At 63.9% G+C, this 13,481-nt stretch carries 10 protein-coding genes; 5 read left to right on the top strand and 5 right to left on the bottom strand.

Annotated features, from left to right (window positions below; translation table 11 throughout):
- Nucleotides 1-167 precede the first annotated feature (167 nt).
- The 4 genes from dnaN to GL4_RS03290 all read left to right on the top strand — a co-directional run bounded on the left by dnaN (nucleotide 168) and on the right by GL4_RS03290 (nucleotide 7,239).
- Nucleotides 168-1,283 (top strand): DNA polymerase III subunit beta, encoded by a 1,116-nt coding sequence (gene dnaN / locus GL4_RS03305; RefSeq protein WP_045364529.1) that lies wholly within the window; start codon nucleotides 168-170, stop codon nucleotides 1,281-1,283.
- The gene (recF, locus tag GL4_RS03300) at nucleotides 1,280-2,470 is read left to right on the top strand and encodes a DNA replication/repair protein RecF (protein WP_082025435.1); all 1,191 of its coding nucleotides are present in this window, start codon (nucleotides 1,280-1,282) and stop codon (nucleotides 2,468-2,470) included. Before dnaN ends, recF begins: the two co-directional genes overlap by 4 nt.
- Before the next feature lie 89 nt (nucleotides 2,471-2,559).
- Nucleotides 2,560-4,992: a DNA topoisomerase (ATP-hydrolyzing) subunit B gene (gyrB, locus tag GL4_RS03295; RefSeq protein ID WP_045364527.1), complete on the top strand. Its 2,433-nt coding sequence runs from the start codon at nucleotides 2,560-2,562 to the stop codon at nucleotides 4,990-4,992.
- 135 nt (nucleotides 4,993-5,127) lie between these two features.
- Nucleotides 5,128-7,239 carry a transglycosylase domain-containing protein gene (locus GL4_RS03290; protein WP_052464084.1) on the top strand — a complete coding sequence of 704 codons (2,112 nt, stop codon included), beginning with the start codon at nucleotides 5,128-5,130 and terminating at the stop codon, nucleotides 7,237-7,239.
- 26 nt (nucleotides 7,240-7,265) lie between these two features.
- Here the strand turns inward: GL4_RS03290 and GL4_RS03285 are convergent, their stop codons facing one another.
- The 5 genes from GL4_RS03285 to GL4_RS03265 form a co-directional block, all read right to left on the bottom strand.
- Nucleotides 7,266-8,087, bottom strand: a complete 822-nt coding sequence (locus GL4_RS03285; protein WP_045364525.1) for a M48 family metallopeptidase — start codon at nucleotides 8,085-8,087, stop codon at nucleotides 7,266-7,268.
- 89 nt (nucleotides 8,088-8,176) lie between these two features.
- A complete protein-coding gene (locus tag GL4_RS03280) occupies nucleotides 8,177-9,448 on the bottom strand; it encodes a polyhydroxyalkanoate depolymerase (protein WP_045364522.1) in 1,272 nt (423 codons plus the stop codon).
- Nucleotides 9,449-9,551: 103 nt separating this feature from the next.
- On the bottom strand, nucleotides 9,552-10,157 hold the full coding sequence (locus GL4_RS03275; RefSeq protein ID WP_045364519.1) for an SCO family protein: 606 nt from the start codon (nucleotides 10,155-10,157) through the stop codon (nucleotides 9,552-9,554).
- 4 nt (nucleotides 10,158-10,161) lie between these two features.
- Nucleotides 10,162-11,016, bottom strand: a complete 855-nt coding sequence (locus tag GL4_RS03270) for an ABC transporter permease (RefSeq protein ID WP_082025434.1) — start codon at nucleotides 11,014-11,016, stop codon at nucleotides 10,162-10,164.
- Nucleotides 11,013-11,825 carry an ABC transporter ATP-binding protein gene (locus GL4_RS03265; protein WP_244462667.1) on the bottom strand — a complete coding sequence of 271 codons (813 nt, stop codon included), beginning with the start codon at nucleotides 11,823-11,825 and terminating at the stop codon, nucleotides 11,013-11,015. Before GL4_RS03265 ends, GL4_RS03270 begins: the two co-directional genes overlap by 4 nt.
- A 118-nt stretch (nucleotides 11,826-11,943) precedes the next feature.
- On the opposite strand from GL4_RS03265, the gene GL4_RS03260 reads away from it, so the two are divergent.
- Nucleotides 11,944-13,389 (top strand): ActS/PrrB/RegB family redox-sensitive histidine kinase, encoded by a 1,446-nt coding sequence (locus GL4_RS03260; protein ID WP_082025432.1) that lies wholly within the window; start codon nucleotides 11,944-11,946, stop codon nucleotides 13,387-13,389.
- Nucleotides 13,390-13,481 lie beyond the last annotated feature (92 nt).

The following is a 13,481-nucleotide window of genomic DNA, read 5'->3' as shown; positions in this document are numbered from 1 at the left end:
CACTGCAAGTTCACTGAGCTTTTTTGACGCGGTTTTTCGCCCGCCTCGCCAAGGCTCCGTCGGGAGCGCGGCGGCTCCAAAGGGAGCCCTGGCTCAGCCGGAATGCCAGTCTTGGACCGGGGATCGTTCAGCGGAAAAGACGCTAGATTTCGGGATACTCTCCAACCATGCGCCTTACGATCGAGAAGCCGAAACTCGCACGAGCCCTCGCCCACATGGCGAGCGTGGTCGAGCGCCGGAACACGATACCGATCCTCTCCAACGTGCTGCTGACCGCCGGCGAAAATGCCTTGAAGCTGACAGCCACGGATCTCGACATGGAAGTGGTCGAGACGGTCGATTGCACCATCGCCGCCGACGGCGCCGTGACGGTGCCCGCGCACATGTTCAACGACATCGTGCGCAAGCTCCCGGACGGGGACATCGCGATCGACCGCGATGCGGAACAGGAACGGCTCACCATCACGTCCGGCCCGGCGCAGTTTTCGCTGCAGACGCTGCCGGCCGACGACTTCCCGACCTTGTCGGTCGAAGACCTCGACCATTCCTTCACCGTACCGGCCGCGAACCTCAAACGCCTCATCGAGAAGACGCGCTTTGCGATTTCGACCGAGGAGACCCGCTACTATCTCAACGGCATCTATCTGCATGCCGCCGAGACCGACGGCAAAGAGACGCTGCGGGCGGTCGCCACGGACGGCCACCGGCTGGCGCAGGTGGAGATCGCGCTCCCGGCCGGCGCCAAGGGCATGCCGGGTGTGATCGTGCCACGCAAGACCGTGGCGGATCTGCTGCATCTGACGGAAGCAGGCGACGAAGACATCCGCATCGAACTCTCGCCCTCGAAGATCCGCGTGTCCGCCGGTCAGATCGTTCTGACCTCGAAGCTGATCGACGGCACCTTCCCGGACTATGAGCGCGTGATTCCGCAAGGCAACGACAAGCGCCTGGAACTGGACAACGTGACCTTCGAACAGGCGGTGGACCGGGTGTCGACGCTCTCCAACGACAAGGGCCGTGCGGTGAAGCTCGCGCTCGCCGGCGACACGCTGACGCTCACGGTCAACAATCCAGAGTCCGGCAGCGCCACGGAGGAGTTACCCGTCAGCTACGACGCCGATCCGCTCGAGATCGGCTTCAACGCCCGCTACCTGCTCGACATCGCGCAACAGTTGGAAAGCGAGACCGCCGAGTTCCTGTTCGCCGATCCCGGCTCGCCGACGATGGTGCGTGACGTGAAGGATACCTCGACCCTCTACGTGCTAATGCCGATGCGGGTATGACCGCGAGCCCAAAAGAGCACACGATAAAGATCAACGAGACCGAGCCCGGCACAGCGACACTTTCCGTCCGTACACTGAAGCTTTCGGACTTTCGCAACTACGCGTCCGCCCGGCTCGACCTCGACGCGCGCCCCGTTGTTCTTGCCGGCGAGAACGGGTCGGGCAAGACCAATCTCCTCGAAGCGGTCTCCCTTCTGGGTCCCGGCCACGGGTTGCGCGGACGCCCTTATGCGGAGCTTGCGCGGAAAGACGGCCAGGGCGGCTTCGCGATCGCCGCGAGCGTGCGGACGCGCCATGGCGAACTCGATATTGGGACGGGCTACACGCCGCGCGCGGGCGACGACGGCACGGGCCGCACCGTTCGCATCGCCGGGAAAGACGCAAGCGCCGGCGCGCTCGGCGACTACGTGAAACAGGTCTTCCTCATTCCCGCCATGGATGGGCTCTTCACCGGCCCCGGGTCCGAGCGGCGGCGTTTCCTCGACCGTCTCGTGGTCGCGATTGCGCCCGGCCTTCGCACCTCGCTCAGCCGCTACGAGCGGGCCATGCGCCAGCGCAATCGGCTGTTCCAGATGCGCGAGCACGGCAAGAGCCTGTTTGAGGGGCTCGAAGAGCAAATGGCCGAGTCCGGCGTCGCCATCGCCGCGGCGCGGCTCGATGCGGTGGAGCGGCTTTCCGCTCTCATCGACGAGCGGCGCGAGAGTGAAGACCAGACGCCCTTTCCCCATGCTGTGTTGGCGCTGCACGGGACGGTGGAAGCAGACCTTGCGGAACGCTCGGCTACCGAGGCCGAAGATGCGTTCCGGATCCTGCTGGAGGAAGGTCGGGAGCGCGACCGGGCGGCATCCCGTACCCTCGAAGGCCCCCATAGAAGCGATCTCCTGGTGGTCCACGGGCCCAAAAACGCCCCCGCCGCCATCTGCTCCTCGGGCGAGCAAAAGGCCCTGTTGCTTGGGCTGGTCCTGGCCAAAGCCGAGCTGATCAAGACCCTGGAAGGGATCGCCCCGCTCGTGCTCCTGGACGAGGTCGCGGCCCATCTGGACGGCGTCCGGCGAGAGGCCCTTTTTGCCGAGATTTTAAGGCTAAAAGTCCAGGCCTGGATGACCGGAACGGACAAGGAACTTTTTTCGCCTCTGGGACAAAGTGCTCAGATTCTGGACGTGAATCGGGGTATAATATCGGCATGATTCACACGTTCGCCGGCACCCTCACCTGGGACCTTTGCCTGGCCCTGGAACGACCCTCGAAACCGCTTCCAAAAGTACATTCGTAGACCATGACACCTGCTGCCAAACGCAAGGCTGAAGCCGCGGCCGATTACGGCGCCGAGTCCATCAAAGTTCTGAAGGGCCTCGATGCCGTGCGCAAACGGCCGGGCATGTATATCGGCGACACCGACGACGGGTCGGGCCTCCATCACATGGTCTATGAGGTCGTGGACAACGCGATCGACGAGTCGCTCGCCGGCTATTGCGACCTGATCAATGTGGTGCTGAACGCGGACGGGTCCGTGACGGTCAACGACAATGGCCGCGGCATTCCGATCGAGATCCACAAAGGCGAAGGCGTCTCGGCCGCCGAGGTCATCATGACCCAGCTTCATGCGGGCGGAAAGTTCGACCAGAACTCGTACAAGGTCTCGGGCGGTCTGCATGGTGTCGGCGTCTCCGTGGTCAACGCGCTCTCCAGCCGGCTCGACCTCACCGTCTGGCGGGCCGGCAAGGAACACGCAATGCGTTTCGCCAACGGCGTGCCCGAAGGGCCGCTCGAAGTGGTGGGCGACTCCGGCGGCAAGACGGGCACGCAGATTACGTTCGTGCCGTCGACCGAGACCTTCACCATGGTCGATTTCGACTATGCGACGCTCGAACACCGCCTGCGCGAGCTGGCGTTCCTGAATTCGGGCGTGCGCATCAACCTCACCGATTTGCGCGGCGTCGAGCCGAAGTCCGAGGAGATGCACTACGAAGGTGGCCTGCGCGCGTTCGTGAAGTTCCTGGACCGGACGAAGCACCCGCTGATCACCGAACCGGTCGTGGTGGAGAAGTCGCAAGACGGCATTACCGTGGAAGCGGCGCTGTGGTGGAACGACAGCTACCACGAGAACGTGATGTGTTTTACGAACAACATTCCGCAGCGCGACGGCGGCGCGCACCTGGCCGGCTTCCGCGCCGCGTTGACTCGCACCGTCAACACCTACGCCGCCGAATCCGGCATCGCCAAAAAGGAGAAGGTGTCGCTGACGGGCGACGATGCACGCGAGGGACTCACCTGCGTGCTGTCGGTGAAAGTTCCTGATCCAAAATTCTCGAGCCAGACGAAAGACAAGCTCGTCTCATCGGAAGTGCGGCCCGTCGTGGAAAGCGTCATGTCCGAGCGCCTGTCGCAGTGGTTCGAGGAGAACCCGAACGAAGCGCGCAACATCGTGCAGAAGATCGTGGAGGCAGCGGCCGCGCGCGAAGCGGCCCGCAAGGCGCGGGAACTCACGCGGCGCAAAGGCGCGCTCGACGTGGCGTCCCTGCCGGGCAAGCTGGCCGACTGCCAGGAACGCGATCCGGCGAAGTCGGAAATTTTCCTCGTCGAGGGCGACTCGGCCGGCGGCAGCGCCAAGCAGGCGCGCGAGCGCGGCTTCCAGGCGGTGCTTCCCTTGCGCGGCAAGATCCTGAACGTGGAGCGCGCGCGCATCGACAAGATGCTGTCGAGCGCCGAGATCGGCACGCTCATCACCGCGCTCGGAACGGGCATCGGCGATGAGTTCGATCTCTCCAAGCTGCGCTACCACAAGATCATCATCATGACGGACGCCGACGTGGACGGCTCCCATATCCGCACGCTGCTGCTGACGTTCTTCTACCGGCAGATGCCCGATATCATCGAAGCCGGCCATCTCTTCATCGCGCAGCCGCCGCTCTACAAGGTGAAGCGCGGGCAACAGGAGCGCTATCTCAAGGACGAGGCGAGCCTTCAGGACTATCTGATCGACGAGGGCCTTCAGGACGCCGTGCTCATGACGGGCGACGACGCGGCGCGCGGCGGCGCGGACCTGCGCGACATCGTCGAGAAGGCCCGAAAGATCACATCGATCCTAAGTGGCCTGCATAGCCGCTATCCGCGATTCATCATCGAGCAGGCAGCGATCGCCGGCGTTCTCAATCCGAAAATGCTGAAGGATGTGACACAGGCTCAGGAAGCCGCGAACTACATCGCGCGGCGGCTGGACGCGCTGTCGGACGAGACCGAACAGGGCTGGGAAGGCGAAGCGCTCCCGGAAGGCGGTTTGCGTTTCTGGCGCGAGCTCCGGGGCGTGATGGAGTCACATCTGATCGACGGGCCGTTCATCGCATCGGCGGACGCGCTCAAGCTCGACCATTACGCCGAGCACCTTCAGGAGGTCTACGCGAAACCCGCCGTGCTGAAGCGTAAGGACACGACCCTTGCGGTGCACGGGCCGTCCGATCTTCTCGGCGCGGTCATGGAGACCGGTCAGAAGGGGCTGTCGCTGCAGCGCTACAAAGGCCTCGGGGAGATGAACCCCGAACAGCTCTGGGAGACCACCCTCGACGTGGAGACCCGAACGATTCTGCAGGTGAAGATCAAGGAAGGCGAAGACGCCGACGACATCTTCTCCCGGCTCATGGGCGACGTTGTGGAGCCACGGCGCGAATTCATCCAGGAAAACGCGCTGCAAGTGTCCAATCTGGACGTCTAGCCGCGCTTTCAGGCCACATTCCTTAACGGGATAGCAACATGGCTACCCTAGGGTGCTTCCAGTGGAAGACCCCCAACGTCTAGCTGCAGCGGCGGCGAGGCCCCTTTCCATCGTTTGCACGGAGTGTAATTGCGTATGAGCGGCGCGAAGCGCAGGCCCAAACCTCAAGGCACAGGCCAGGGACGCGCGCGGTACCGTTCGTCCGCACCCAAGATGCCGGGCAAGACGCCGCGCGGCACCTCGAGCGCGCGCCGGAGGGCATCGTCGCGCCGGACGCGCGGCAAGCGCGGCGGTCTTTGGAGCCGCTACAAGCGCTTCTCCCAACGTCATCCCTTCCTGATGGGCACGGCCAAGCTGGGCCTCGTCGCCTCGCTGTTCGGTATGCTCTTCCTCGCCGGCGCGGTCCTGTTCTTCATTTCGCGCGTGCCCGACCCGCTGCTCGCCACGCTGGACGACCGGCCGCCGAACGTGACCGTGCTCGCCGCCGACGGTTCGGTGCTCGCCGAACGGGGCTTGCGCCGCGGCCACATCCGCGTCGATGTGCTGCCCGATCATCTCATCAAGGCGGTTCTCGCGACCGAAGACCGGCGCTTCTACGACCATTGGGGCGTGGATGTCGGCGGCTTGATCCGGGCGAGCTATCGGAACTTCCGTGCCGGCAGCGTGGTGCAAGGCGGCTCGACCATTACGCAGCAGCTTGCGAAGAACCTGTTCCTGAAGCCCGAGCGCACCGTGATGCGGAAGCTCGAAGAGCTTGTCTATACGGCTTGGCTCGAGCAGCGCTTCACTAAGGACGAAATCCTCGAGCTGTATCTCAACCGCGTTTATCTCGGCGGCGGAACCTATGGCGTGGAAGCGGCCGCGCGTCACTATTTCGGCCGGTCGGCCCGCGACGTGACACTCGCGCAATCCGCGGTGATCGCCGGGCTGCTCAAGGCCCCGTCGCGTTACGCGCCGACCCGCAGCATCAAGGCGGCGAGCGCCCGCGCCCAGGTCGTGCTCGACAACATGGTCGAGGCCGGCTTCATCACGGCGGCGGAAGCGCAAAAGGCGGGGCAACAGCCGCTGCGTCTGCAGGCCAAGGGCGACGCTACCGGCTATCCGTACGCCGTCGATTGGGTCGCCGAGCTCCTGCCCGAATATGTGGGCCATCACGACGATGCCCTCGTCGTGCAAACGACGATCGATGCGAAGCTGCAGCGGCAGGCGCAAGAAAATCTGCGCAAGCTGCTGGACGGGAAGGGCCGCAAACTTCGTGCTGGCGAGGGCGCCGTGGTCGTGCTCGATCCGAACACCGGCGCCGTGCGGGCGCTCGTCGGAGGCCGCTCCTACAGGAACAGCCCCTACGACCGCGCGCTCAACGCGCGCCGGCAGCCGGGCTCCGCGTTCAAGCCGTTTGTCTATCTCGCGGCGTTGGAAGCGGGATACGGTCCGGGCTCGGTAGCGATCGACGGGCCGGTCAATATCCGCGGCTGGACGCCCTCGAACTATACGAACTCCTATAAGGGCCGGGTCTCGCTTCGCTACGCGCTCGCCCATTCCATCAACACGGTTGCCGTGAAACTGACGGCCGATGTCGGCCCTGGCCGCGTCGCGCAGACCGCGCAACGTCTCGGCGTCAGTTCCAAGCTCAACGCGCAGCCCTCGCTCGCGCTGGGCACATCCGAGGTGACGCTGGTCGAGTTGACGGGCGCCTATGCCCCATTCGCAAACGGCGGCGCGCGCGTGCTCCCGCATGTCATCACCCATATCCGCACCGAGGCCGGCGAAACGCTCTATACGCGCCATCGCTCGGCCGCGGGGCGCGTCGTTGCGCCGGCCCATGTCGCGGCCATGAACGAGATGATGAGCGCCGTGGTCCGCGACGGCACGGGCCGGCGCGCGGCTATTCCGCACCATCCGGCGGGCGGCAAGACCGGCACCACCCAGAACTCACGCGATGCCTGGTTCGTCGGCTACACCGCGCACTACGTTACTGGCGTTTGGATCGGCAACGACGACAATTCCCCGATGCAGAAGGTGACGGGCGGTTCGCTGCCCGCAGAGCTGTGGCACGACATTATGCTTGCGGCCCACAAGGACAAGCGCCCCACGGCGCTTCCGAGCCCGCGCGGCCCGGGCATGCCGTGGCAGGGCAGCGGCGCTGTCGCATCGCGCTTTCCCTTCCTCGGCAACGGCCCCAACAGCGCCACCCAAAGGGCGCGTCCCCTGTTTCAACGTGTCATGGGATTCTTCGGCGGCGGGTGAGCGCCCGCGAGCACGCGTCCCTCTCGTCAATCCTCTTGCTCAGGCGGCGGCGGACCGGCCGCGCCGAACGCGTGCAGGTGTGAGCCGTGTTCGTGAAGCCACGCCCGCGCTTCCGCCTGGCGCGGCATCGTGCGCGCGACGAGCGCCCAGAACTGAGGCCCGTGGTTCATCTCCTCGAGATGGGCGACCTCGTGCGCGGCGAGATAGTCCAACACGAAGGGTGGCGCGAGGATGAGGCGCCAGGAGAATGACAGCGTTCCGGTCGAGGAACACGACCCCCACCGCGTGTTTTGGTCCCGCACGCTGATCCGTTTCGGGTTGAGACCGAGCCGCTTCGCGTGAATGTCGACGCGCAGTTTGAGGTCGTCATGCGCCTGGCGCTTCAACCAATCGAGCAAGCGCCGCGGGGCGTGCTGTCCCTCGCCCGCCACGTTCAGGAGCGGCAAAACGACGTCCGCCTCGGTCAGACCGACGGGCCATACGGGCGCGATCCGCGCCTCGTCGCTGTCCTCGATCCACACCACCCCGCGCCGCCGGACGGGGCCGACGAAATTCAGCCGGTGGGCCAGGCCGCGCAAGGGAATGACAGCGCCATCCGCAAACGGCACAGGATCGCAGAGTCCATCGAGCCGTTCCCTCAGCCAGTCCATATGGCGCGACAGAAACTGCTGCGCATCGGCAAGGCTCGAATAGGCCGGCACGGTCAGGACCGCGCTCCGGCGCGCTTCACTGACCTGGAGGCTGAATCGCCGCGCGCGCGCGGTGCGGCGTAGGACCAACGGCACGTCGAGACCGTTGATCGGGATCTCCGTGGTCCCGGTACGTCCAAGTTTGAGGCGCTTCAGCATGCGGCAATCCAAGACGGCGGGGCGAATCAGGCCCCGAATCTTTCAGCGTTAGCCTAGCACGGAGAATAGTGGAAGCACGCGCGCGAGCCTCAAGCGACGCGCTGCAGAACCCGCTTGAGCAAGCTTCCCTGCCCTTGATGCGCCCGCATGAACTTGCGGACCTTCGGCAGGATCTCATTGCGGAAGCGCGAGCCGTTGAAGACGCCGTAATGCCCAACGCCTTCCTGGAGATGATGCGCCTTCATCGAATCAGGCAGGCCCGTGCACAACTCAAGCGCGGCTTCCGTCTGGCCGATACCGGTAATGTCGTCCTTGTACCCTTCGACGGTCATCAGGGGCACGCGCTTGATCTTCGAAGGATCGACGAGTTCCCCGTGATGGTGCATCTCGCCCTTGGGCAGCTTGTGCTCCATGAACACGGTCTCGATGGTCTGGAGATAATATTCGGCGGAAAGATCCATCACTGCGAGGAACTCATCATAGAACTCGCGGTGTTTGGCGGCCGAATCGCCATCGCCTTGGATCAGGTTGTGAAACAGATCGCGGTGCGCGGTTACGTGACGCTCCAGGTTCATGCCCATGAAGCCCGAGAGCTGAAGGAAGCCCGGATAGACCAGCCGCATATGGCCCGGATAGGGCCACGGCACCTGGGTGATCACATTCTGCCGGAACCAGCTCAAGGGCTTACCGGTCGCGTATTTGTTGACGGCGGTCGGGCTCTTGCGCGCATCGATGGGGCCGGCCATGAGCACCATGGACCGCGGCACGTTGGGGTCGCGCCGGGCTTCCATGAGCGAGACGGCGGCGAACACCGGCACGGTCGGCTGACAGACGGCCATGACATGCACGTTGCCGCCAAAGCCCTGAAGAAATTCGATGATGTAGTCGATATACGTGTCGAGATCGAACGGCCCTGCCGAGCGCGGTACGAAGCGGGCATCGATCCATTCGGTCACATAGACGTCGTGATCGGGCAGGAGATCCCGCACGGTGCCGCGCAGAAGCGTCGCAAAGTGGCCCGCCATCGGCGCCACCAGGAGGACTTTCGGATCCTTCTTCTGGACGGCGTTCGGCAGTTCACGCTGGAAATGCACCAAATTGCAGAAGGGCTTGGCCAGGACCGTGACCGGCTTCACCGCCGCCGTCATGCCGTGCGCCGTGACGGTATCGATATCCCACTCGGGCTTGCGGTACCGGCGAGTCGAGCGTTCGAAGAGCTCGAGCGCAGCCGCAGCACCACGCCCGACAACGGTGTGGGACGCCGGATTCAGCGGATTTCGCCACATCATCCGGTAGGCTTCTGCCGCCGCCCGGGCCGGATGCAGCGCGGCCTGGTTTAGCTCATAGAGATGATACAGCATTAAAGCCTCCGACTCGCTTCATCATAATGCTGCATCGCACAATGGGGTGGTCATATTGTGCTGGCTTGCAATGACAGATGGCCGCAGGGCGACTGTGGCGCGATCAGAGATAGCGGCGCAATGTCTCGGCCATTTTTTCTGGGGATGTTCCGTAAGGAAAATGCGTCACGAAGGTGCCGTCGGGCCCCATGAGGTAAAGCAGCGCCGAATGGTCGACGCTGTAATTGTCGCCCGCGCCCTCTTCCTGGAACTTCTGATAGGTCACGCGGTACGCTTTCGCCGCATTTGCGATCGCCTCCGGCGACCCCGTCAACCCGACAAAATTCGGTCCGAAATTCTCCACATACGCGGTCACCAATTCCGGCGTGTCGCGCTCGGGATCGACCGTGATGAAGATGGGGACGACTTTGTCCGCCTTGTCGCCAAGTTCGTCCAGCGCCGCCGACATGACTTGCAACTCGGCGGGACAAATATCCGGGCAGTGGGTGAAGCCGAAAAACACGAGCATGTAACGCCCGCGGAAATCCTTGTCCGTGACGGTCTTACCATCCTTGCCGACAAGCTCGAACGGACCACCGATCAGTGCCTGCCCGCTCGTGATCACGCGGTTCTTGTTCGATGAGCCCTGATTGAGCATCAGCGCGCCGACGCCGATAAGGGTCCCAAGCAGAAAACTGCCGACAATCACGAGAAGCAACCGACGTTTCATCGTCTCACTCACCAAGCTGCAGCAATGATCCGTTGTCGCGGGCGCGGCTCAACAGCCAACGGAACACGCCGTATCCCACGGCCAGATAAATCACGTTCAAGACGAACGCCCACCACAGATCGCCGGCATCGAAACGATGTTCCAGTAGAATCGCGCGCATGCCTTCGAAGACATGGGTCGGCGGAAGCGCAAGCGCCACGTATTGGAGCCAGCCGGGAAGTGCGGATAGGGGGTAATAGACACAAGTGAGGGGCAACAGCAAGAAGGCGAGCGACCAGGCGAGTTCTTCCGCGCCAAGTCCGTAGCGCAGCATCACCCCTGCCGCGATGAGTCCCAAGGACCAGCTCGTCAACACAAGCATGGCGAAGAACACCGCAAGCCACAGGCCAAGGTCGAGCAGGTTGAATTGGAAGATGAAGAAGGCAGCCAATGCGACAGGGATCATGCCGACCGAAAGCCGCATGATGCTCCAAATACACAAGGCCATGACGAGTTCATGGGGCCGCAACGGGCTGATCAGGAGATTGCCCAGATTGCGCGACCACATCTCCTCGATGAACGTCGTGAAGAAGCCGAGATTGGACCGGAACAGAATGTCCCACAGCAGCACCGCGCCGATCAGGACGCCCGCGCCCTTGGCGTAGGGATTGTTCGTGCTCGCCAGGAATTTCTGCAGGAAACCCCAGGTCAGCATTTGCAGGAAGGGCCAATAGATCAGCTCGACGAGCCGCACGCTCGAACTGCGCAAGAGATAGATGTAGCGGCGCAGCAGCGCCGCGATGCGGCGCGCCGAAGACCGCGCGCCAGTTGGCGCGAGAAGAACCGGGCTGACCGTCTCGTCGAGTTGGGAGCCCCTCATGATGCCTCTCTTTGCCCGCGCTCAGACGCATCGGTCGCGCTGCGCCCGCGCACGACATCCAAGAACACGTCCTCGAGTGTTTCCCGGCCGTAGGCGGCGATGAGGGCTGCCGGCGTTTCGTCTTCGACGATGCGGCCGGCGTGCAGCAGAATGACGCGATCGGCGAGGCGTTCGACCTCGGACATGTTGTGCGAGGCGATGAGAAGCGTCGCCCCACGAGACGACGCGTAGCCCTTGATCGTTTGACGCACCCAATCCGCCGTATCCGGGTCGAGAGACGCGGTGGGCTCGTCCAGGAGAAGAAGTTCGGGCGCGTTCAGCAACGCCTTCGCAAGCCCCACGCGGGTCTTCTGACCCGCCGAGAGTTTGCCCGTCGGCCGCTCCAGAAGCGCGTCGATCTGCAATTGCGCGGCGACGCTCGCGATGCGGTCGCACGCGTTGGCGATCCCGTACAGACCGGCATAGACCATGAGATTCTGACGAACTGTGAGCCGCTGCGGCAGGTCCACATAAGGACTTTGGAAATTCATGCGTTGCGCGACCGCATAGCGGTTGCTCGTAATATCGGCGCCGAAAACGTGCACCGTGCCCGCGCTTGGCCGAATTAAACCGAGCAGCATGGCGATGGTCGTGGTCTTGCCCGCGCCATTGCCGCCGAGCAGGGCGACGGTCGTTCCGGCTTCCAGGGTGAAGCTGAGATGATCGACGGCGGTCACCGATCCGAAGCGCTTCGTCAGACCGCGCACGACGACAGGCGCCAGGTCGGCTGCCGCCGCCCCGCCTTCGTCCTGTGTGATGTCTCTCGCCACGTCGCATCCACCTTTGCTGCGCCCCGCGCTTTTCGGCCGCCTTGCCGTGCCGGGGCGCCATGCGATACGGAACATCTTTGTCGGAATTATAGCTTCCGGCCCATGCTAGGGTTGCCTCATGAGCCTCACCGAAACGCAGCAGGCGACAATCGACCCCGCGCCGCCGGAATGGTTGCGCGCGGGAGATTCCCGTTTGCGCCTCCATACGATCGTCCGGCTTCGGTGGCTGGCCGTGGTCGGTCAGAGCCTGACCATCGTTGCCGTGCATTGGGGCCTGGGCATGACGGTCCCGATCGGCTGGTGCTTCGCCGTAATCGCTCTGTCGGCCTGGCTCAACGTGGCTTTGCGCATCCGTTTTCCGGAGAGCCAGCGCCTGACCGCCCGTTCGGCATTTCTGATGCTGGGCTTCGACATTATCCAGCTCGCCGCGCTGCTCTACCTCACCGGCGGTCTGGAGAACCCGTTTGCATTTCTCTTGGTCGCGCCGGTCGCGGTCTCCGCATCCGCTCTGCCGCTGCGGACGACCATTGCGCTCGGCCTCCTCGCCATCGCCGCGGCGAGCCTCCTCGCATACGTGCACTATCCGCTGCCGTGGTGCCACCACACCAATACGGGGCCGGAAATCTTTCATCACCCGATTGCCTGGTGCCATTCCCAAACGATCGCGATCCCGCAGATCTACGTGCTGGGAGTCTGGGCGGCGGTCGTGCTCGGGATCGTCTTCATCGGCTTCTATACCTGGCGCACGGCGCAAGAAAACAGGCGCATGGCCGAGGCGCTGGCCGCGACGGAGATGGTGCTCGCGCGCGAGCAAAGATTATCCGCGCTCGACGGCATGGCCGCCGCCGCCGCCCACGGACTCGGCACCCCGCTTGCCACGATCGCCGTCGCGACCAAGGAGCTGCTACATGCGGCCAAGGAAGGCGACCCAATTTACGACGATTTGCTTCTCGTGCGTCATCAGGCCGAGCGCTGCCGCGACATCCTCAAAGAACTGAGCGCGCGCGCCGAGGAACTCGACACGATTCTGTCGCGGCTGCCCGTCAGCCATCTCATCGACGAGGTCGTCGAACCGTATCGGCCGCTTGCCGTCCCGATCAAGGTGACCGCCGCTCCGCAACTGGGCGTGTACCCAAACAGCGACGCGGCGCGCGAGCCGGTGGCCGATCGCAATCCCGGCGTTCTGTACGGCCTCGGCAATCTCATCGAGAACGCCCTCGACTTCGCCAAGGAAGAGGTCAACGTCGATGCAAGCTGGTCGCGCGACGAAGTCCGAATCGTCGTCACCGACGATGGAGACGGATTTCCGCCCGACGTTCTCGAGCAGCTCGGCGAGCCGTTCGTGACCACACGGCCCGCCGCGACTATCGACCACGACGAGCCGGGACACGCCGGCATGGGATTAGGCTTCTTCATCGCCAAAACGCTGCTCGAGCGGTCTTGTGCGCGCCTCGAGCTCGCCAATCGGCCCGAGCCCGAAACGGGGGCCGTCGTAACGGTCATTTGGCCGAGAAAGGCGTTTGAAGAGCCCCATTGTTGCCATCACACGGACTTGGCGATTTAGGAATCCGCGGCCCTATTCGCCCATTGGCTGCGGTAGTCTTCACCATAAGGACAAAACACAGCGGTGAACGGCCCAGTTTTCCCGATTTTTCG

It is taken from the genome of Methyloceanibacter caenitepidi (assembly GCF_000828475.1).
GTDB lineage: Bacteria > Pseudomonadota > Alphaproteobacteria > Rhizobiales > Methyloligellaceae > Methyloceanibacter > Methyloceanibacter caenitepidi.
Note: the sequence above shows the minus strand (reverse complement) of the source record. Positions and strands in the feature narration are given on the sequence as shown.